General features: G+C 67.5%; 18 protein-coding genes. 6 read left to right on the top strand and 12 right to left on the bottom strand.

Annotated elements, in window-relative coordinates; translation table 11 throughout:
* Positions 1–9: 9 nt before the first annotated feature.
* Positions 10–585, bottom strand: a complete 576-nt coding sequence (locus tag ASD75_RS21645; RefSeq protein WP_056747957.1) for a MarR family winged helix-turn-helix transcriptional regulator — start codon at positions 583–585, stop codon at positions 10–12.
* A 118-nt stretch (positions 586–703) separates the two neighbouring features.
* Between ASD75_RS21645 and ASD75_RS21650 the strand changes: the two genes are divergently transcribed.
* Positions 704–1657: a Bug family tripartite tricarboxylate transporter substrate binding protein gene (locus ASD75_RS21650; RefSeq protein ID WP_056747959.1), complete on the top strand. Its 954-nt coding sequence runs from the start codon at positions 704–706 to the stop codon at positions 1655–1657.
* A gap of 145 nt (positions 1658–1802) precedes the next feature.
* On the top strand, positions 1803–3137 hold the full coding sequence (locus ASD75_RS21655; protein ID WP_056747961.1) for a sulfatase: 1335 nt from the start codon (positions 1803–1805) through the stop codon (positions 3135–3137).
* A 51-nt stretch (positions 3138–3188) separates the two neighbouring features.
* On the opposite strand, the gene ASD75_RS21660 is transcribed toward ASD75_RS21655, so the two are convergent.
* Positions 3189–4091, bottom strand: coding sequence for a LysR family transcriptional regulator (locus ASD75_RS21660; RefSeq protein ID WP_056065575.1), 903 nt, complete (start codon positions 4089–4091; stop codon positions 3189–3191).
* A 160-nt stretch (positions 4092–4251) separates the two neighbouring features.
* Between ASD75_RS21660 and ASD75_RS21665 the strand changes: the two genes are divergently transcribed.
* Genes ASD75_RS21665 through ASD75_RS21670 form a run of 3 tightly spaced genes read left to right on the top strand, consistent with a single transcriptional unit; the run spans position 4252 to position 5969 of the window.
* A complete protein-coding gene (locus tag ASD75_RS21665; RefSeq protein WP_056065578.1) occupies positions 4252–5235 on the top strand; it encodes a TerC family protein in 984 nt (327 codons plus the stop codon).
* 27 nt (positions 5236–5262) lie between these two features.
* Complete coding sequence (locus tag ASD75_RS23975; RefSeq protein WP_200947636.1) at positions 5263–5421, top strand: hypothetical protein; 159 nt, start codon at positions 5263–5265, stop codon at positions 5419–5421.
* Positions 5418–5969 carry a DUF2062 domain-containing protein gene (locus tag ASD75_RS21670; RefSeq protein WP_056747962.1) on the top strand — a complete coding sequence of 184 codons (552 nt, stop codon included), beginning with the start codon at positions 5418–5420 and terminating at the stop codon, positions 5967–5969. The genes ASD75_RS23975 and ASD75_RS21670 overlap by 4 nt, the downstream gene beginning before the upstream one ends.
* Positions 5970–6033: 64 nt before the next feature.
* On the opposite strand, the gene ASD75_RS21675 is transcribed toward ASD75_RS21670, so the two are convergent.
* The 4 genes from ASD75_RS21675 to ASD75_RS21690 form a co-directional block, all read right to left on the bottom strand.
* Positions 6034–7002 (bottom strand): tripartite tricarboxylate transporter substrate binding protein, encoded by a 969-nt coding sequence (locus tag ASD75_RS21675; protein WP_056748098.1) that lies wholly within the window; start codon positions 7000–7002, stop codon positions 6034–6036.
* 93 nt (positions 7003–7095) lie between these two features.
* Complete coding sequence (locus tag ASD75_RS21680) at positions 7096–7353, bottom strand: DUF2783 domain-containing protein (protein ID WP_056747964.1); 258 nt, start codon at positions 7351–7353, stop codon at positions 7096–7098.
* A gap of 26 nt (positions 7354–7379) precedes the next feature.
* Positions 7380–9032 (bottom strand): FAD-dependent oxidoreductase, encoded by a 1653-nt coding sequence (locus ASD75_RS21685; protein ID WP_056747965.1) that lies wholly within the window; start codon positions 9030–9032, stop codon positions 7380–7382.
* Between the two features lie 26 nt (positions 9033–9058).
* Positions 9059–10018: an MBL fold metallo-hydrolase gene (locus ASD75_RS21690; protein WP_056747967.1), complete on the bottom strand. Its 960-nt coding sequence runs from the start codon at positions 10016–10018 to the stop codon at positions 9059–9061.
* A gap of 142 nt (positions 10019–10160) precedes the next feature.
* On the opposite strand from ASD75_RS21690, the gene ASD75_RS21695 reads away from it, so the two are divergent.
* A complete protein-coding gene (locus ASD75_RS21695; RefSeq protein WP_056747970.1) occupies positions 10161–10970 on the top strand; it encodes an IclR family transcriptional regulator in 810 nt (269 codons plus the stop codon).
* A gap of 12 nt (positions 10971–10982) precedes the next feature.
* Here ASD75_RS21695 and ASD75_RS21700 read toward each other — a convergent pair whose 3' ends face one another.
* From ASD75_RS21700 to ASD75_RS21725, 6 genes are all read right to left on the bottom strand, one after another.
* Positions 10983–12305: an O-acetylhomoserine aminocarboxypropyltransferase/cysteine synthase family protein gene (locus ASD75_RS21700; RefSeq protein ID WP_056747972.1), complete on the bottom strand. Its 1323-nt coding sequence runs from the start codon at positions 12303–12305 to the stop codon at positions 10983–10985.
* 104 nt (positions 12306–12409) lie between these two features.
* Complete coding sequence (locus tag ASD75_RS21705) at positions 12410–12925, bottom strand: CoA-binding protein (protein ID WP_056747974.1); 516 nt, start codon at positions 12923–12925, stop codon at positions 12410–12412.
* A gap of 52 nt (positions 12926–12977) precedes the next feature.
* The gene (locus ASD75_RS21710; protein WP_056747976.1) at positions 12978–13592 is read right to left on the bottom strand and encodes a thioredoxin family protein; all 615 of its coding nucleotides are present in this window, start codon (positions 13590–13592) and stop codon (positions 12978–12980) included.
* A 60-nt stretch (positions 13593–13652) separates the two neighbouring features.
* Entirely contained in the window at positions 13653–15899 is a 2247-nt protein-coding gene (locus ASD75_RS21715) for a protein-disulfide reductase DsbD (RefSeq protein ID WP_056747978.1), read from the bottom strand.
* 241 nt (positions 15900–16140) lie between these two features.
* Positions 16141–19977, bottom strand: coding sequence for a DUF748 domain-containing protein (locus ASD75_RS21720; protein ID WP_056747980.1), 3837 nt, complete (start codon positions 19975–19977; stop codon positions 16141–16143).
* 308 nt (positions 19978–20285) lie between these two features.
* A complete protein-coding gene (locus ASD75_RS21725) occupies positions 20286–21038 on the bottom strand; it encodes an alanyl-tRNA editing protein (protein ID WP_056747982.1) in 753 nt (250 codons plus the stop codon).
* Between the last annotated feature and the right edge of the window lie 34 nt (positions 21039–21072).

The raw sequence follows: 21072 nt of genomic DNA on the forward strand, positions 1-21072 counted from the left end.
GCGGCGAGTTCACGTGGAGTCTTGACCGCCACGCGAAAGTTGCTGTCGGCCGCCTCTGAGCCGGTAAGTTCTTGGGAGATCGGTGCGCGTTGCGACCAGAGCCTCCGCTTGCTGTTGCATGGCGGCCAGTGCCTGATCCAGCGCTCGTACCGCTCCGGGTGTCAGCTGAGACAGTAGATCCTGGTTCAGTGCCCTGATTTGCGGGAATAGTTCGTCGTGGAGCGACAGTCCTGCAGGTGTCAGAAACAACATGGCGTGGCGCCGGTCCCCAGGCATGGTGCTGCGAGTGATAAGTTGTTTGTTCAGCAATGAGGTGATGGCGCGCGATGTTCGAGCGCGGTCCAGTCCCAAGTGTTCGGCGAGTGCTGCGGGCGGCAGACCTGGCTGTTGCGCGAGCACCATGAGCAACCCCCATTCCCGACGGGTGATGCCGTAACCCCCCTCGCACAGCCTTACTACCAGGCTGCCCGCCACGGCGAGCAGGCGGTGGAGGCGATACATCAGCAGGTCATGGGCTGTCGTTGGATGGATCAGGCCGTCGCCGGTGAGGGTTGAGCGAACGGGGACCGGATTTATATCGGGCATCAGGGTATTTCCGGGCGAGAATTGTTTAGATCAATTGATTGTGTGCCTCCTACAGTGGATCCACTCATCTGATCGTGCCCATCGAGGCATTTTTTGAATCTCGCACCGGAGCCCTTCCATGTGGAAACTCGTTGAATCCTTAGTCGCCACCACGCTGGCACTTGCTGCCTCTTTGTGTCAGGCCCAGGACACCCCGCTGCGCATCGTGGTGGGCTACGCCCCCGGCGGCGCCACCGACCGCGTGGCCCGCATCGTGGCCGACAAGCTGGGCAGCAAGCTCGGTACGCCCGTAATCGTAGAGAACAAGACCGGCGCGGGCGGCCGCCTGTCGGCCCAGGCTGTCAAAGCCGCGCCCGCCAACCAGCCCACGCTGCTGCTGGCCAACCCCGCCGTGATGCTGGTGGCACCCCTGGTGTTCCCCGATGCGGGCTACGACCCGGAGCGCGACTTCCGCCCCGTGAGCCATGTCAACAGCTATGAATTTGGCGTGGCCGTGGGCAGTGCCGTGCCGGTCAAGGAACTGCCGCACCTCATGGCGTGGCTGCGCGCCAACCCCGACAAGGCCAACTTCGGCGTGCCTGCCACGGGCAGCCTGCCGCACTTTTTTGGCCTGATGGTGGGCGACGCCGCCAAGGTGCGCGCCGAGGTGGTGGGCTACCGGGGCTCGGCGCCGCTGCTCAACGACCTGCTGGGCGGCCAGGTGCCCGTGGCGTTCGACACGTTTGACAGCCTGCTGCCCCAGCACGAGGCCGGCAAGATCCGCATCCTGGCCGTGTCGAGCGCCAAGCGCAGCCCGCTCGATGCAAAGATTCCCACCTTCAAGGAAAGCGGCATGGACCTGGCCGCCACTGGCTGGAACACCTTCTTTGCCCCGATGAGCATGCCCAAGGCCCAGGCCGAACGTTTGTCCGGTTTGATCGTGGAGGTGATGAAAGACCCGGACACGCAGCGCAAGTTCGAGACTGCCAAGATGGAGCCCGTGGTGGCGACCATGGCGCAGACCGAAGCGATGCTCAAGGCCTACCGCGCGCAATGGGCGCCGGTCGTGCAGCGCTCGGGCTTCAAACCATAGCAAGGAAGCCCCCCTGAGCGGCTGCGCCGCTTCCCCCGGAGGGGGACGGCGGCCTCGCTGCGGGGCGGTCCTTGCTTGCCGCCCCCGCCTCGGCCGCGCCTGTCGCGAAGACTGCGCGCCACGTTGAGTGAAACTGGATTTCGAGATGACCCTACCACCCCGCCCCAACATCATCTTCATCGTCGCCGACGACCTCGGCTATGCCGACCTGGGCTGCTACGGTGGGCGCGATGCGGCGTTTGGCCCGGTGTCGCCGGTGCTCGACCAGCTGGCGGCCAATGGCCTCAAGCTCACGCAGGGCTATTCCAATTCGCCCGTCTGCTCGCCCACACGTTTTGCGCTGATGACGGCGCGCTACCAGTACCGCCTGCGCGGCGCAGCCGAGGAGCCCATCAACAGCAAGAGCCGGGGCAGCACCACGCTGGGCCTGCCGCCCGAGCACCCCACGCTGCCGTCGCTGCTGCGCGCATCGGGTTATCGCACCGCGCTGATGGGCAAGTGGCACCTGGGCTACCCGCCTGCGTTTGGGCCGCTGCGCTCGGGCTACGAAGAGTTCTTCGGCCCCATGTCGGGCGGGGTGGACTACTTCACGCACTGCAGCTCCAATGGCGCCCACGACCTGTACTTGGGTGAGGGAGAGAAGCAGCAGGACGGCTACCTCACCGACCTCATCACCGACCACGCGCTCGACTATGTGCAGCGCATGGCGCCGGGCGCGCAGGCGGGCACGCCGTTCTTCTTGAGCCTGCACTACACCGCGCCCCACTGGCCTTGGGAAACGCGTGATGACGAGGCGCTGGCGCAGGAGGTCAAGGGCAACCTGTTTCATCTGCACGGCGGCAACATCGAGACCTACCGCCGCATGATCCACCACATGGACGAGGGCATCGGCAGCATCATGGCGCTGCTGGAGGCAAAGGGCCTTGCGCGCGACACGCTGGTGGTGTTCACCAGCGACAACGGTGGCGAGCGCTTCTCGGACAACTGGCCGCTGGTCGGCGGCAAGATGGACCTGACCGAAGGCGGCATCCGCGTGCCCTGGATTGCCCACTGGCCTGCAGTGATCGGCCCCGGCGGCGTGAGCGCGCAGACCTGTATGACCATGGACTGGTCGGCCACCATGCTCGATGTCGCAGGGGCCGCAGCGCATGCGGACTACCCGCTGGACGGCCGCTCGTTGATGCCGCTGCTGCGCGATGCGTCGGTGCTGGACGAACCCCCGCTGTTTTGGCGCATGAACCACCGGGGCCAGCGCGCCATGCGCCAGGGCGTGTGGAAGTACCTGCGCGTGGATGGCAACGACTACCTGTTCAACCTGGCCGACGACGAACGCGAGCGCGCCAACCGCGCGCCCGTGGAGCCCGAACGTCTGCAGGCCATGCGTGCCGCGTGGGAGGCGTGGAATGCGTCCATGCCCGCCATTCCTGACGACGCCACGGTGAGCCTGGGGTATTCGGTCAAGGACATGCCGCAGCGCTGAAGTTTTAGTATTTTTGGCCCCAAGCGATAGATGAATATGTACGGTTGGCTATCAATTCAATAGCATTCCGCCCTGGCCTGCCTCCAGCAGTCGCGTGAGCAGCGGGTGCATCACCTTGCGGGCGCTGTAGATCAGGTGGAACTGCTCCTGCACGTCGGGTGCGGTACCCACCTGCACCAGCCCGTGGGTCTGGGCCAGGTGCTCGCCCAGCGAGACCGGCGCGGGCATCACGCCCATGCCGGTGGCGGCAAAGGTGCTCAAGAGGGCGCTGTCTTCAAACTCCCCGGCAATGCGCGGGCGGATGCGCTCGCGCTCCAGCCAGTGGTCGATGCGTGCGCGCATCGCGGCGTGGTCGGTGGGCAGCAGCACGGGCACCACAGCCAGGCTGTGCGGGAAGTTGTTGGCCGCCGCCTCGGCCCACAGCGGGGGCGCATACCAGGCAATGGCGCTCGTGCCCAGCAGCTGGCTGGTGGTGCGCAGGGCCGGGTTGGGCGGCGCGGCGCGGTCGGCCAGCACGGCATCGAGCTTGTGCAGCGCCAGCTCGCCCAAGAGGGGCTGGAACTCGCCCTCATGGCACAGCAGGCGCAGGTGGGGTTCGTCCAGCACGGGGGTCAGCAGCCGGTGCACGGCCAGCTTGGCGATTCCGTCGGAGATGCCCAGGTTCAGCCGCAGCGTCTGGCCGCTGGCGGCCTCGCGCACGCGCACCGGCAGCAATTCGCCCAGCGCAAAAATGTGGTCGGCCTCGTGCAGCGCGGCCACACCTGCGTCGGTCAGCACCAGGTTGCGGCCCTCGGTGCGCAGCAGGCTCACGCCCAGCGATTTTTCCAGCTCGCGCACCTGGGCGCTGATGGTTTGCACGGCCATGTCCAGCCGCTCGGCGGCGCGGGCGATGCCGCCCTCCTTGGCCACCACCCAGAAGTAGAAAAGATGGCGGTAGTTGAAGCTCTGGCTCATGATCTCTTTTCGGTGGAGCCGTTAAAAAAGTGTTTGGTTCGTAAAAACCGAACCAATACTACCGTGATCACAGGTTTTAAAGAAGTACCCCAGCCCCTACAGTCCGGGGCTTGGGCGTCCGGCGTGCCTGGGCGTGTGAGGGCATCTTTGGAGAAACTCGATGGAAACAATCGGAACGTGGTGGATGTGGGCGGGATTTGCCGTCTTCGTGGTCATCGCCATAGGCGTGGACCTGCTGGTCATGGAGCGCCAGGGCGCGCACAAGGTCACCATGGGCGAGGCCGCGCGCTGGAGCCTGTTGTGGTTCTCGCTGGCCTTTGTGTTTGTGGCCATCCTGTGGTGGTACCTGGACAGCAGCCAGGGGCGCGAGATCGCCAACACGGTGTCCATGCAGTTCATCACCGGCTACCTGGTGGAGAAGAGCCTGTCGGTGGACAACATCTTCGTCTTCCTGATGCTGTTCAGTTACTTTGCCGTGCCGCCGCAGTACCAAAAGCGCGCGCTCATCATCGGCATCATCGGCGCCATCGTGCTGCGCACGCTGCTCATCCTGGCAGGCGCCTGGCTGCTGGCCACCTTCCACTGGCTGTTGTATGTGTTCGGTGCGTTCCTGGTCGTCACGGGCGTGAAGATGTGGTTTGCCGCCGGGCAGGAGCCTGACATCGCCACCAACCCGGTGCTCAGGTTCCTGAAAAAGCGCATCCGCATCACCGACCAGTTCGACGGCGAAAAGCTCTCGACCCTGATCAACGGCGTCAAGCACTACACCCCGCTGTTCGTGGTGCTGATCCTGATCGGCACGACCGACATCATCTTTGCGGTGGACAGCATCCCAGCCATCTTCGCGATCACCAGCGACCCGTTCATCGTGCTCACGGCCAACATCTTTGCCATCCTGGGTCTGCGTGCGCTGTACTTCCTGCTGGCAGACCTGGCCGACCGTTTCCACCTGCTGGCCTACGGCCTGGCACTGGTCCTGGTCTTCATCGGCGGCAAGATGTTGCTCATCGACTTTGTGAAGATTCCGATTGGCTATGCCTTGCTGGTCACGGCCACGCTGATCGCCGGGTCGATCTTCCTGTCGCTGCGCAATTCGGGCGAGGCGGCCAAGGGCGCCCCACCCGCACTGCCCCCCAAGGCCTGATCGCTGCCCAACCCGGAGACTTGAGTCATGGATCTGATCGAATCGGTGATGCTGTGCATGTTGTTGGGCCTGGTGGGAGCCACTGCGATGGCCTACCGCGCCGAGAACGAGCCGCGCGACGTGAACCTGCTGGTGGGCCTCACCACCTTGTGGGGCGCAGGCACCGCGGTAGCGTTCGTCGCATGATGCAGCCGCTGTGTCGCCTGCGCCGCTGGCTGCGGGCCCTGGAACCCCGGGCCCGGCAACTGCTGGACCGCAGCTGGCTCGCGCAGTTCCAGCCCTGGCTGGAGCAGCGCGCGCTGTTCCGCTTTCAGCGCCAGCCGCTGGCGCGCGGGGTGGCGGCTGGCATGTTCTGCGGCCTGATCCCCGGGCCGCTGCAGATCCCGGGCACGCTGCTGGTGTGCGCCTGGCTGCGCGGCAACGTGGTGGCTGGGGGCGTGGCCACCTTCTATACCAACCCGCTCACCACGGTGCCCCTGTATGTCATGGCCTTCTACCTCGGGGCGCTGGTGATGCCCGGCGCGCAGACCCTGCCCGCCTGGAGCAGCGTGGCGCCGGGTGGGGAGTTCACGGTGCAGGCCCTAGGCATCTGGATGCAGGCGCTGGGCACGCCGCTGCTGATCGGCCTGCCCACGCTGGGCCTGCTGCTGGCGGTGCTGGGCTATGTGACGGTGCAGCTGCTGTGGCTCGCACCCGCCTTGCACCGCAAGCGCAGGCTGGCGCGCAGCCGCTGAGCCCCGTATTCGGCCCGCAACGTGGGCTCCCCCGCAGGGGGATGGGGCGCAGCCGCTTGGGGGGTTAGTCGAGTTTTACGCCCACCTTGGTGATGACTCGCCCCCACTTCTCCCGCTCGGTGCGCGCAAAGCCGCCCATCTGGGCGGCGGTGCCGGGCATGGGCTCCACACCCAGGGCCTGCAGCCGGGCCTTGGTGCGCGTGTCGGCCAGTGCCGTCTGCAGTGCCTTGCTGAAGTTCGCCACCACATCGGCCGGCGCGCCGGTGGGCACCACCAGGCCTTGCCACGCAAAACCTTCAAACCCCTGCAGGCCCTGCTCGGAAATCGTGGGCACATCGGGCATGGTGGTCACCCGCTGCGGGCTGGCCACACCAATGGCGCGCACCTTGTTGCCCGCGAGGAACGGGTACACCGTGGCGCTGTCGATCCACATCGCGGACACCTGGCCGCCAATCACGTCCTGGATGGCCGGAGCCGCGCCGCGATAAGGCACATGGGTGAGCTTGAGCCCGCTTTGCTCGCGGAACAGCTCGCCCACCAGGTGGTGCGGGCTGCCCGGCCCGGCCGACGCCCAGTTCACGCCATCGGCCTGGCCCTTGGCCCAGGCCATGAACTCCTTGAGGTTCTTGGCCGGCACGCTGTTGGACACCACCAGGAACATGGGGAAACGCACCAGCAGGCCCACGGGCTGGAAGTCCTTTTCGGCGTTGTAGCTGAGCTTGCTGAACAAAAACGGATTGGCCGCCAGCGTGGCGAAGTCGGCCGAGAACATCAGGTTGCCGTAGTCCTTGTTGCGCGCTGCGTACTCTGCGGCGATGTTGGTGCCCGCGCCGGGCTTGTTGTTGATGATGATGGGGCGGCCTAGCGTGGCCGACATCGACTCGGCAATGGTGCGGGCCACGATGTCCGAGCCGCCGCCAGCGGCATAGCCCACCACCCATTCGAGTGGTTTGGTGTCCTGGGCGTTGGCCAGGGGCAGTGTGGTGGCAAGGGCCAGGCCTGCGAGGGTGGCGATGAAGTGTTTGCGCTGCATGGTGGTGTTGTCTCCGTAGTGGTCAAAGTTCAAGGCGAGTCGGGCCCTGCACCGTCTTCGCGGTGTTGGGGTTGTGGGGGCCATGGGTGCGGGCTAGGCCGCGACGGCGTGGGTAGGCACCACGGGTGTGATGGCCTGGTGGGTCCGCTGGTCTGCCGTGGGCACGGCATCGCCGCGCGCCAGTTGCAGCGCGTGTTGCAGCGTGGCCTGGTCACCGATGTGGTTGGCCAGCAGCAGCACCAGGCGCGCGTTCATGGCGTGGCTCTCTGGGGTAGAGAGGCCTTGGTGCGCAGCGATCAGCGCTTCATAAAAGTCGTCGCAGGCCTGCAGGTTCGGTTGGGTGTTCAGCATGGGCATGTTCCTTGTCGTCTTCCTGGTCAGACGGCGGCGGCCGTGGCACGGGTCAGCGCGCTGCGCACGGCAGCTTCGGTGGGCGTGCGCCAGCGCGCGCACACATGCTGGTCGGGCCGCACCAGGTACACGGTGCGCGGCAGCGCGTCCAGCCGCTGGGCAGCCAGCGCCTGGTGGTCGATCACGTCGATGCCGATCTGCAGCACCTTCACATCGGGCAGGTCACGCGTCCATCCGGGGGCGGGGCCAAACACCAGCAGCGTGAAGTCCGGCCCCAGCTCGCGCAGCAGCCAGGTGGGCTGGCCCTGTTTGGTCAAGGGTGCGTCCAGCAGCACGGCACCGGGCACCTGGGTGCCCACAAACGCATCGGTGTCGGGCGTGCTCAAAGGCGACACATGCAGCGTGGCGGGCACCGACAGGCGCCCGCTGTTGACGATGCGGCGCGCAAATGCATGCTCGCGTGCCAGGTGCAGTGCCGCATCGCGGAACAGGCGGCTCACTTCGCTCTTGGGCGTGATGAAGTCGGTGGCGCGGGTGGAGTTGCACAGGTTCTCGTCGGCAGCGTATTCACGCTCGGGGCCATAGGTGGCCACCAGCGCCGGGCTGGCCCGGCCCTTGAGCACCCAGTCCAGCTTCCAGGCCAGGTTCTCGGCGTCCTGCACACCGCTGTTGGCGCCACGGGCGCCAAAGGGCGAGACGCCGTGGGCGCTGTCGCCCGCGAAGACGATGCGGCCGTGCACGAACTGGTCCATGCGCAGGCAGGCAAAGGTGTAGACGCTGGCCCAGTCCAGCTCAAACTGTGCATCCGCACCCAGCAGCGCCTTCACGCGCGGGATGATGTTCTCGGGCTTTTTCTCTTCTTCCGGGTCGGCATCCCAGCCCAGCTGGAAGTCGATGCGCCACACGTTGTCGGGCTGGCGGTGCAGCAGGACGCTCTGGTTGGGATGAAAAGGCGGGTCGAACCAGAACCAGCGCTCGGTCGGAAAGTTGGCCTCGTCCGCCAGCTTCACGTCGGCGATCAGAAAGCGGTCCTGAAAAATGCGCCCCTTGCTCTCCAGCCCCAGCATCTGCCGCGTGGGCGAGCGCGCGCCGTCGCAGGCCACCAGCCACTGCGCGTCGATCTGGTAGGCGCCTTCGGGCGTGTCGATGCAAAGCAGCGCGCCGTCCGCGCGGCTTTGCACGGCCGTCACCTTGTTGTGCCAGCGGATGTCGATGCCCGGCAACTGCAGCGCGCGCTCCACCAGGTAGGCCTCGGCGTAGTACTGCTGCAGGTTGATGAAGGCGGGGCGCTCGTGGCCTTCTTCGGGCAGCAGATTGAATTCATACAGCTGTTCGTCTTTGAGGAACACCTTGCCCAGGTTCCACGACACGCCCTTGTCCACCATGCGCTGGCCCACGCCCAGGCGGTCCCAGATCTCCAGCGTGCGCTTGGCAAAGCAGATGGCGCGTGAGCCAATGGAGAGCTTGTGGTCGTTGTCCAGCACCACCACGCGCTGCCCGCGCTGGGCCAGGTCAATGGCGAGCGACAGGCCCACAGGGCCCGCGCCGATGACCACGATGGGGTGCTGTGCGGGCGTGGCGCGGTCTTGGTCGGGCGAGCGCACGTAGCCGAAGTCGATGGCCTGCACCTCGGCGCCACTGGCGTGAAAAGCCTCGCGGGGAATGTCTCTGGGGTTCATTTTTTGTCTCCTCCAGCCTCGGCGGTTCAGCCTTCCAGGGCTTTCCACATTTGAATGTCGCGCTCGGCGGTCCAGATGCGTGGGTCGGGGTATTGCGTGGCCTCGTCGTACGCCCGGGTCACGTCAAACGGCATGCAGTGGTTGAAGATGACCCAGTGGCCGTACTTGGGCTGCAGTTGGGCAAACGTGGCCTCGTACACCTTGCGCAGGTCTTCGCCCTTGGCCGCACTGGCCTTCACGCTCTCGTACAGGTCGCTGATGAAGGCGCGCGTGCCCGCCAGGCCCGCCTGCACCTGCTCGGGCGTCTGCAGCGCTGCGCCCCGGCCGGGCACCAGCTTCTCGGGCTTCAGCGCCGCAATGTTGTCCAGCGTCTGCGGCCAGTCCTGGAAATACGCGTCGCCCGCATACGGCGTGGCGTCGAACTCCACCAGGTCGCCGCTGAACAGGATCTTTTCCTGCGGCAGCCAGGCCACCGTGTCGCCCTTGGTGTGGCCCCGGCCCAGTTGCAGGATCTGCACCTCCAGCTTGCCCAGCCACAAGGTCATCTTCCTGTTGAAGGTCATGGTCGGCCAGGTCAGGCCGTCCGGCACGCTCTCCACGTTCTGGAACAGGCGCGGAAAGCGGCCGATCTCGCTGTCCTTGTCGAACTGGCCGCGCTCCACGATCAGGTCGCGCGTGTCCTCGCTGGCAATGATGTGCTCGGCACCGTAAGCGCTGGCACCGAGCACTCGGACTGCGTGGTAGTGCGAGAGCAGCACGTATTGGATGGGCTTGTCCGTCACCTCGCGGATGCGGCGGATCACGTCCTGCGCCATCACGGGCGTGGCCTGGGTGTCGATGACCATCACCGCGTCGTCGCCAATGATGATGCCGGTGTTGGGGTCGCCCTCGGCCGTGTAGGCATAGGCGTGGTCGGAGAGCTTGTCGAAGCTCACCTTCTTCACTTCGAGGTCGGCGGCGGAGGCAAAGGTTTTGACGGTGCTCATGGTGGTGATTTGTTAATGGTGAATGCGTTTATCTAAACGGAATGCGTTGATGTTAGGCAAGAAATTCGTTCATGTCTAACGCATTTGTTTAGGTGTAAACCCGAGGTGCGGATGGATGCTGCGCTGCGTGGACAATCGCCCCATGCCCACAACGACCCCCGACCTGCCCCCCGCCGACGACGAAGACACGCCCCGCAGCCCGCGCGGCATCCAGAGCGTGGAGGTGGGCGGCCAGCTGCTGAAGGTGCTGGCGCGCACGGGCCGGCGCATGGCGCTCAAGGACCTGGCCCGCGCGGCGGACATGACGGCCGCCAAGGCCCACCCCTACCTGGTGAGCTTTGGCAAGCTGGGCCTGATCGAGCAGGACGCCGTGAGCGGCCACTACGGCCTGGGCCCCTTGGCCATGCAGCTGGGCCTGATCAGCCTGCAGCAGGTGGACCCGGTGCGCCTGGCCATTGCCGAGCTGCCCGCGCTGGCCCAGCGCATCGGCTACACCGTGTCGGCCTCGGTCTGGGGCGACAGCGGCCCCACCATCATTCGTGTGGAAGAGGGCCCCACCGCCGTGTATGTGGCCATGCGCCACGGCACCACGGCCTCGGTGCGGCACACGGCCACGGGCAAGGTGTTTGCGGCCTTCGGCCCGCGCGAGCGCGCTGCGGCTGCGCTAGCGGCCGAAGGGTTTGCGGGAGCACTGGACGAGCCTGCATTTGCGGCCGAACTGGAGGCTGTGCGCCAGCACCAGATCAGCGAGGTGACGGACCAGCTCCTGCCCGGCATCAGCGCGCTGGCCACGCCGGTGTTTGATGGGTTTGGGCAGCTGGTGCTGTGCATCGCCGTGATCGGCCCCAGCGCCACGCTGCAGACCGGGCCGGCCAGCCCGGCGGCGCAGCATCTGCGCGAGGCGGCGCGGAGCTTGTCGCAGCGCCTGGGCGCGCCGGTCAGCCCCGTGTAGTCCGCAGGGCGATCAGCCCGCTGCGCGCCCCAGCGCCTGGTCCACGTCCCACAGGATGTCGTCCAGGGTTTCAATCCCCACCGACAGCCGCACCATGTCCGCGCTCACGCCCGCGCGGGCCAGTTCCTCTTCGTTCAGCTGGCGGTGGGTGGTCGATGCAGGGTGGATCACCAGCGTCTTCGCGTCGCCGATGTTGGCGAGGTGGCTTAAAAACTCGCAGGCGTCGATGAACTTCTCGCCGGCGGCTGCGCCGCCCTTCACGCCAAAAGTGAGGATGCCCGAGGCGCCTGGCGCGCCATCCACCGCGCGGAACTGCTTTTGCGCCAGATCGAAATACGGCGAATCCGCCAGACCGGGGTAGTTGACCCACGCCACCTGCGGGTGGCTCTGCAGAAACTTCGCCACGGCCAGCGCATTGCGGCAGTGCTCGCGCATGCGCAGGTGCAGTGTTTCGGCGCCTTGCAGCAGCTGCCACGCGTTCATGGGCGAGAGCACGCCGCCAAAGGTGCGGTTGACCTCCATGCGCGCCTTCATCGTGTAGCCGAAGTCGCCGAAGGTCTCGTAGAACTTCACGCCGTGGTACGCACGGCTGGGCTCCACCATCTCGGGGAATTTGCCGTTGTCCCACGGGAACTTGCCGCCTTCCACCACCACGCCGCCCATGGTGGTGCCGTGGCCGCCGATGTACTTGGTGGCGCTGTGCACCACGATGTCGGCGCCCAGTTGCAAGGGGTTGCACAGGTAGGGGCTGGCCACCGTGTTGTCGATGATGAGCGGCACGCCTTGCGCATGCGCCACCTCGGCCACGGCGGCGATGTCGAGCACGTTGACCAGCGGGTTGCCGATGGTCTCGCCATAGAACGCACGGGTGTTGGGCCGCACCGCACGCGCAAAGTTCTCGGGGTCGGCCGGGTCCACGAATGTGGTCTCAATACCCAGACGCGAAAAGCCCACGCCCAGCTGCCCCACGGTGCCGCCGTAGAGCGTGCTGGCTGCCACGATGTGGTCGCCGGTTTTCAGGATGGCCAGCAGCGCCGCCATCTGCGCGGCCATGCCGCTGGCGCAGGCGAGCGCGGCGCGGCCGTTTTCGAGGCTGGCGATGCGCTCTTCGAACACCGCCACCGTGGGGTTGCTGATGCGGCTGTAGACGTTGCCAAAGGTCTGCAGGTTGAACAGGCTGCTCGCGTGTTCGGCGTTGTCGAACACAAAGCTGGTCGTCTGGTGGATGGGCGTGGCGCGCGCGCCGGTCACCGGGTCGGGCTGCGCGCCAGCGTGGATGGCGCGGGTGCCAAAGCCGAAGTGTCGGTCGGCACCGTGGGATGTGGGCTCGGTCATGGCGGTGGCGCAGCCTGCAGTGCTGCGCAGGGGTTTGGGTGAGGGAATTTGAATGGAATCGGCCGCAAGCGATAGTGCAATATGCGCTGGCAGCTATCAATTTGCTAGTAAGGCAGCTGCCGCAAGCGCTTGGCGCTGATCACGCGCGTGTTCACGCCCATCCAGCCCAGGCCGCCAAACAGACGCGCGTGTTCGATCTTCACGCAGCGGTTTTGAATGACTTGCAGGCCCGCCGCCTCGGCGCGCAGGCCGGCGGCCTGGTTGAACACGCCCAGCTGCAGCCACAGGCACTGTGCGCCGATGGCGACGGCTTCGTCGGCCAGTGGCGGGATGTCCTCGCTCTTGCGAAAGCAGTCCACCATGTCGATTTTCTGCCCCTGCGCCGCCAGCGCGGCCGCCGCATCGGTCACGCTGGCGTAGGCCGCCTCGCCCAAAATCTGCCCGCCCTCGCGCGCCACCAGCGGGTTGACCGGCACGATGCGGTAGCCATGCGCCTGCATGTACTTGGCGGCAAAGTAGCTGGGGCGGTGCCACTGCGGCGACAGGCCCACCACCGCAATGGTGCGGCAGGCGGTGAGCAGGTGGCGCAGGGTGCTGATGGTGTCGGGGGTGTGGAGCATGCAAACAGTGTACGCATGCCCCGGGACCGTGGACCAGCGTCACCGTAGCCGGTCAGGCCGGCGACTTGTACTTGATGCTGCACCCATACGGCGCCGTCGTCGCCGCCGAGATCGGCTTGCCCGCCAGCGCTTCGCCCAGCCCCACCTTCACGTAGTTGGTGGCCTTTTCGATGTCGGCCGGGCGGGCCGAGGGGATGCTGTCGATGCCGCCCGCGTAGATCAGCTGGCCCTGTGGGTTGACGATATACAGGTGTGGCGTGGTGCGGGCGCCGTAGCTCTTGCCCGCGGTGCCTTCCTCGTCCATCAGCACGGCGGTGGGGACGGCCTTGCGCTCCTGCTTCCAGGCCATCAGCTTGGCGGGCTCCAGGTAGTCGCTGCTGGCTTTTTCGGTGGAGTTGATGGACAGCCACACCACGCCTTGGCTGGTGGCGTCCTTCTGCGTGGCGGGCATGTTGCCGCTGTCGTAGTGTTTGCGCACGAAGGGGCAGCCGGGGTTGGTCCACTCCAGCACCACATGCTTGCCCTTGAAGTCCGACAGGCGCACGGTTTTTCCGTTGGTGTCCTTGAGCATGAAGTCGGGCGCGGGCTGGCCCACGGTGGCGGCGGCCTGTGCGCCCAGGGCAACCAGGGCGGCGGTGGCAATCAACGTACGGCGAAGCAGCTTCATGGCGGGGTCTCCTGAAGGGTTGGCGGGTGGTCGAAAGCGGAAAGGTGGGCTGGCAGCGATCTACAGCTGGGCGATGGTGGCGCGCACCTCGTCCACGCTGAGCACCTCGGTCAGCACCACCGGCGGTTTGCCAGGGCGATAGAACACGTACACCGGCACACCGCTGCGGCCCAGCGACGCCAGGGCGGCCGTGATGGCGGGGTCGCGGCGCGTCCAGTCGGCGCGCAGCAGGGCCACGTTCTTGGTTTGCAGGTCGGCGACCACGTTGGTATCCGCCAGCGTGGTCTTCTTGTTGTACTGGCAGGTCACGCACCAGGCGGCGGTGAAGTCCACAAACACGGGGCGGCCACCGGCCACGATCTGCTCGGCCGCGCCGGGTGCCCAGGGCTGCCAGCCGGTGGCCGACGAAGCCTGGGTAGCGCTTTGCGTGGTGGGCACGTTGGTGATGTGCGGCGCAAAAGACCAGACCAGCAAGGCCATGGCCGCGATGGACACCGTGGCCATCCACACCCGCGCCCGCCCGGCCAGCGACAGGGCCCACACCACCAGCGACAGGCCCACCAGCAGGATCAGCAGTGCACCCGCGCCGTCAATGCCGCTTTGCTGGCCCAGCACCCACACCAGCCAGACCACGGTGGCCAGCATGGGGAAGGCCATGAGCTTGCGGAAGGTGTCCATCCACGCGCCGGGGCGCGGCAGGGCGCGCGCCACGGCGGGCACAAAGCTGGCCGCCAGGTATGGCAGCGCCAGCCCCAGGCCCAGTGCTGCAAACACGGCCAGCGCCTGCGGTGCGGGCAGCGTGGCGGTCAGGCCCAGGGATGCGCCCATGAACGGCGCCGTGCACGGCGAGGCCACGGCCACGGCCAGCACGCCGGTGAGAAAACTGTCGGCCACCGGGTGGCGCGCCTGCAGGCTGGCCACCGAGGAGGGCAGGAAATGCCCGAACTCGAACACGCCCGCCAGGTTGAGCGCGATCAGCGTGAACAGCGCCGCCAGCGATGCCACCACGGCGGGCGACTGCAGCTGAAAGCCCCAACCCACCGCCTCGCCCGCCGCGCGCAGGCCCAGCATGAGCGCGCCCAGGGCGATGAACGACAGCACCACGCCCGCTGTGTAGGCGATGCCGCTGACGCGGTGCGCGCGCCGGTCTTGCGCATGCTGTGTGAAGCCCACCACCTTGATCGCCAGCACCGGAAACACGCAGGGCATGAGGTTGAGGATGAGGCCCCCGAGCAAGGCGCCCAGCAGCGCTGCAGTGAGGGTAAGGGACGATGCGCCGGAGGCTGCGGCAGGCGTTGCTGCGCCGCCAGCCTGCGCTGCATTGGCTTTGAGCGCGGCCTCCAGCGCGGGCGACACGCTGGCCACCGATGCGCCCTGCGGCCAGGTGCCCAGCACCTTCAGTTCGGCGCGGTAGCCGGTGCGGGTGTCGGGGCCGGTGCCGTGGCCCGGGGCCGCCTGCTCGGCCAGCACCACGGGCATCAGGCTGGGGCTGGCGCTGCGCTGGGCCGACAGGGGGATCTGTGCGGTCCACACGCTGCCGTTCCAGCTCTGCTTCCAGCTCGCCGCGTTGTCGATGACCTCGGCGGTTTCGGGGAACAGGTCCAGTGTCTTGCCACGCAGCGCCACGGGCAGGCCCTGCACGCTGACGTTCAGCAGGTTGCCGTCCGCAATCTGCGCCTGGCTGTCGGGCACGATGCCGCTGGTGCCTGCCACCACGGCGCGGGGATGGGCCTTGGCGGCCGCCTCAAAGGCAGCACTGCTCAGTGCCGTGGTGCTCTGGATGGGCAGCTGCAGCGTGAACTCGCCTTCTTCGGGAATGCACTCCTTGCGGCACACCAGCCACGACGCGCGCAGCTTGATGGTGGCATCCTTGGCCAGCGGGCCGGGGGCATAGGTGCTGGCCACGGTGACGGGCACGGGCAGCAGCACCGTGCCTTCATAGCCATAGTTGGCCAGCGTGCCGATGGGGATCTTCTTGGGCAGGGGCCAGGCAATCTCGCCCGCGTCCAGGCCGGCGGGCAGCGTCCAGGCCAGGTCGGTGGGCAGGCCGGAGTCGCCAGGGTTCTTCCAGTAGGTGTGCCACTCGGGCTGGTGGGTGATCGAGAGGCCCAGCCACAGCGGCTGGCCGGGCGCCACGCCCTGGGGCGCATGGGCCAGCAGCTCGGCACGCACATAGGGCGTGGTGACCACGCTGGTGCCCTGTCCGCTGGTTTTGGTGCCCAATTGGGCGCTAGCGCTAGTCCATAAAGCGCTGGCAGCTATAAAAAAGAGAGTGGCTGCGAGGCGGTGGAACAGGCGTGAAGGCATGGTGCAGTGTGGGAGCGGGCGGGGCGGGATTGGTTCCGGCGCTGCCGCCGTTTCGATTCTCGATCCACCATTGTGCTTGGAGCCGTCCATGTCCGTGGAAACGGGCGCGGCCAGTACCAGGGCCCCCGCGCAAGGGCCGCCCCGCCGCGAAAGCGGCGTATCCAGCCTTTGCGCTGGGGGCGTCCCCCTCCCGCGTAGCGAGAGAGGGGGAAGGCGCCGTAGGCGACTCAGGGGGTGTTGCTCACTGTGTCGCCAGGCTCAATTCCGCACGCGGTGTCCACTTTTCTGCTTGTTTGCCCGCTTTGGGTGCCGCGACAAACAGCCGCTCCACCGGCAGCTTTTGCGACACCAGGTACGCGCGGATCGCCTGGCCACGCTGCGTGGCCAGGTCGGCGGCCATGGCCTCGGTGGCGGGCTGGTTGGCCAGCAGCAGGGCTTCCATCTCGGGCACGGTGAGGTCCTTGGCCAGGCCGACCAGGTTGCGCGGCTTGGGCATGTCGGCGCGGCGGTACACCTCCTTGAGCAGGGCGGGGTATTCGGCGGCCGATACGGGGGCGGTATCGCCGGGGCTGGCGCGGCGCTTTTCGGCCAGCACCAGTTGCCGCAGGTGCTCGCGCTGCAGGCCTTCGCGCTCGTCCTGCAGGCTGGCCATGCCGGTCACGGTGATCTTGAGCGCGGGGCGGTCGGTCAGTGCCTTGACCACCTTGCCCAGGTTTTGCTCGGCCTCGGGCGTGAGCGTGGCGCTGCCGGGGGCAAAGGGCACGTTGCTCATCTCGTCGCCACCGCCAAACGCGCTGGCCAGCAGGCTGAAGGGCGAGGTCAGCGCCTTGCCGATGAGGTTGACGATGATCTTGAAGATCACGGGGCCGATGCGGAACTGCGGGTCGTTGAGCGAGCCGCTGATGGGCAGGTCCAGGTCGATCACGCCCTGGCGGTCGGCCAGCAGGGCCACGGCCAGCTTCACGGGCAGGCTGTTGGGGGCGCCCTCCACGGGCTCGCCAAAGGTCAGCTGGTTGAGCACCAGCCGGTTGCTGGCGGTGAGCTGGCCGTTGGGCAGCACCTTGTAGTTCACATCCACGCTGAGCTTGCCGCGCTCGATGCCGTGGCCCGCGTATTTGACGGAATAGGGCGTGAGCGGGGGGAGCTCCAGGTCGCGCACCTTACCTACGATGTCGAGGGCCAGCGGTTTGGCCAGCGGGTTGAGCTTGCCGGTGACTTCGAGCGATGCCGAGCCCTCGGCGCGGCCGCGCAGCTCCAGGTCGGCCAGCACGGGCTCGCCACCCGAGGCTTCGGACGAGAACGCGCTGAGCTTGCCGGTCAGCTCCGACAGGTCGGCCGAGTAGTTGGGCTTGATGAAAAAGTCCGAAAACAGCACCTTGCCGTTGACCAGGCTCACGGGGCCAAAGACCACCACAGGGGCCAGCGGGTCGGCCTGGGCTACCGCCGCAGGGGCAGGGGCGGTGGGCGTTGCCGAGGCGGCTGAGGCGGGGGCTGATGCCGTGGGGGCGGCCGTGCTGGCCGCAGCGCTGGCCGCATTGGCCGCCCGTGCCTCGGCCGGGGTCTTGGCAATGTCGCTCAGGTTGATGCGGCCGGCCTCGTTGATGGTGACCCGGGCAAAAAAGTCCACCAGGCTGGTCTCCTTGACCTCCACGCGCGGCGCGGTGCCGGGGGCGGTGGCCACGGCCAGGCCGCGCAGGTTCAGGCTTTTCCAGGCCAGCAGTTCCTCACCCACCTGGGCCTCGGTCTTGGGGGTGAAGGCGGCGGTGCTGTTGGCCTGCAGGTCTTCCACCACGGCATCACCGCTCAGACGCAGGCTGACTCCTTTGTCGGTCTGCGCCAGGGCCACCTGGCCCCGGTAGCCCACATCGGCGCGCAGCAGTTCTACCGACAGCTGGCTGGCCAGGTAGCCGTCCAGTGCGTGCAGCGGCAGGCGGGTGGCGTCGAGCTTGCCCTGGGTGGTCAGCGGCTGCAGGGCCAGCGTGCCCTGGTAGTCGAGCTTGCCCGGCGCGGCCTTGCTGCCCTTGCCCGGTGCGGCGGCGCGGGCGGTGAGCGTGAAGGCTTCGGGCTTGCTGCCGTCGCTGGCCAGGTTGCGGGCGGTGATGCCCAGGGCCGTCACGTCCAGCGCCACGGGGCGCGGCTGGGCGTTGTCGGCCAGCGAGACGGTGCCGCCCTGCAGCGAGAAGTCGGCCACGCGCAGCTTCCAGGGGGTGCTGGTGCTGGCGGGTGCTGCATCAGCCGTTGCCGCCGGGGCCGTGGTGCTGCCGGGCGCTGCCTTCAGCCAGCGCTCGAACATCCAGCGCCCGTCGGCGCCCCGTTCCACCGCCAGTTGCGGCTGGCTGATGGCCAGGCGCTCCAGCGTGGCAGTGCGCGCATCCAGGGGCACCTCGGCGCCCGCAATGTCGAGCTTGCCCAGGCTGGCCAAGGTGGTCTTGCCCTGCTTGACGGCCAGTTGCTCCAGCGCCAGGGGGCCTGCCTTGAGGGTGACGCCGGTGGCGCCCGCCTGTGCGGCCTGTGGCGTGGGCGCTTGCCACGCCACACCCACATCGCCGCTGAGCTGGCCGGTCACCGTGGGCTCCAGCGTCTGGGCCAGGTAGGGTGCCGCCAGTTGCAGGGCCAGGGCGTTCAGGGTGGCATTGACCTGGGCCTTCTGGTCCGTGGCTTCGCCGTTGAAGCTGAGCGTGCTGCCTTGCAGGTTGAGCCCGCCTTTGAAGCTGAAGGGCTTGGCGTTGTCCTTGGCAAAGGGCAGGGCGACGTCGGCGGCCTCCAGCGTGATGTCGGTGGCCTGCAGGGCGGCAGCGGGGCGCGTGGTGGCGTCGGCCCAGCGCAGGGTGCCCCCACGCACGGCGGCGGTGGCGACTTCCACCGCCCAGGCGGGAGCGGCTGTCTTGGCCTTGGCTTTGCCTGTGGAGGCGGGGGACGCTGGGGCGGATGCTGCGCGGGCCGGTGGCGAAGCGGCAGTGTCAACTGAGGCGGATGCCGCAGGTGTGGCGGGCTTGCCCTTGGCGGGCGTGGAAGGCTGCGCTGGCGGGGTGGGCGTTGCCAGTTGCGCCAGGTTGATCTGACCGCTGGCGTCGCGGGTGGCAGTCACCACGGGCGCCGTCAGCTCCACATGCTGCAGGCGCACCACCTGGTCCAGCGGGCGCACATCGGCCATGTCGATCTTCAGGCGCTCGTAGCTCAGCAGGTCGGCGCCCTGGCGGTCGGCCATGCGCACACCGCTGGCCTGCACGGTGCCGGTCAGCTTCACGGCCATGCGCGGGTGCTGTTCAAAGGCCACCTTCACATCCGCATCCAGCGTGGCACCCAACACCTTGACGGGCAGGTTGGCCGGCAGGTAGCCCAGGTAGGGTGCGAGGTTCAGGCCATCCAGCCGGATCTGCGCGTCGGCTTTGCCGGTCTGTGCAAACGGCGTGCCCTCGGCGGAGGAGTCAAACCGGCTGCCGTCCAGTGTGAACGCCAGGTGGGGCTCCACCTTCACCTCGCGCTGCGAGGGCAGGGTGCTGATGAACGGAACTTTCAGCGCCAGCGCACGCACCTCGTGGGTCTCGCTGACGGTGTTGTCGATGAAGTCGATGCTGCCGCCGGTGAGCGCCAGGTTGTACAGCGCCAGGCGCGTGGGGCCGGTGTCTGGCTCGGGCTCGCTCTTGGGCGCGGTGACCTTGGCAATGATGTCGTCCACGTCGTAGCGGCCGTCGCCCAGGTGGGTGATGCGCAGGACCGGGTTTTCGATGGTGAAGGCGTCCACCACCGGCGCCAGGCGCAGCAGGGATTGCAGCTCGCCATCGGCATAGATGCGGCCAATGGTCAGCTGCGGGGGCGCACCATTGGCACCTGCCACGGTCACGTCACGCAGCGCGAATTCCAGGCTCCAGGGCTCAAAGTCGATGCCGCCCACCGTCACGGTGCGCCCCAGTTGCTCGGACGCGATGCGCTCCAGCGGGCCCTTGACCAGTGGCGGAATGGCGAGCCAGGTGACCAGCCACAGGGCGATCAAACCCGCCAGCGCGCGGATGGCGGGGCGGAACCAGCGGTGCTGGCGCAAAGAGGCAAAAGAGACGGAGCGCAGGGAGATCGGCATGGCGGCAGGCAAGGGTAGGCGCCGCAGCCCCGGAACGTTGAGCCGGTCACCGCCGCCCGAGGGCCGGGCGGGTGCTGCGCGCGGGCGCTATTGTCCCCGTTGTCAGCCTGCCTGCGTAAGCCAATGCAACGGGCGGCTGTGGTGGCTCAACATTGTTGACAGTGAGTGTGGTCGCCCGTGGCTGCACTCACAGGGCAAAGCCCGGCACCACCCGGCGGGTGGTGGCTCAGGACCGTGTCTTTTGGTGCGCGCTCACTTGCGCTGCGCACAAATGAGTGCACCCCAAAGAAAAGCGCTCTGCGCTTCGCTCACTGGGCAAAGCCCAGCACCACCCTGCGGGTGGTGGCGCTTTTCTTTTCAATCTTGGTCACCACGATGGCGCCGATTTCCGACGTATTGGCCACATGCGTTCCGCCACAGGGCTGCAGGTCGATCGGTGGCGCGTCGGCTTCGCCGCCGATGCAGATGGTGCGGATACGCCCGGTGCCGCGTGGGGGCTGCACGCTCATGCTTTTGACCAGCGCGGGGTTCGCGTCCAGTTCTTCATCGCTGATCGAGGCCACGGTGAGTGGGTGCGCGGCAGCCACCAGGGTGGCGATGGCGGCGGTCAGCTGCTCCTTGTCCAGCGGGTCGGTCATCGCAAAGTCCAGCCGCGCGTAGTCGGGTGTGATGGAGCAGCCGTTGACCAGCTGCGGCACCACATGGCACAGCAGGTGGCTGGTGGTGTGCAGGCGCATCATGCGGTGGCGGCGCTCCCAGTCGATGCGGGCCGTGACGGTGGTGCCGGGCGTGAGCTGCGCCACGCGGTCTTCCTGCCCGGGGGCGGGGATGTGAACGATGTCGCTGGTGGGGTTGCCGTCGGCGTCCTTGCCCTTGCGGGTGTCGGCAATGGTGATCTGTGTGCCGTCTGCCAGCACCAGCACGCCGCTGTCACCGGCCTGGCCGCCGCCCAGGGGGTAGAACACGGTCTGGTCCAGCACGATGCCGGCGTCGGTGACGGCGGTGATGTGGGCGCTGCATTCGCGCAGGTAGGCGTCTTGGCGGAAGAGGTCTTGGGTCATGGTGGCATGTTAGCGGTGCCAGTGGCCGTTTCCC

The sequence above is a fragment of the Acidovorax sp. Root568 genome (assembly GCF_001427445.1).
Classification (GTDB): Bacteria; Pseudomonadota; Gammaproteobacteria; order Burkholderiales; family Burkholderiaceae_C; genus Acidovorax; species Acidovorax delafieldii.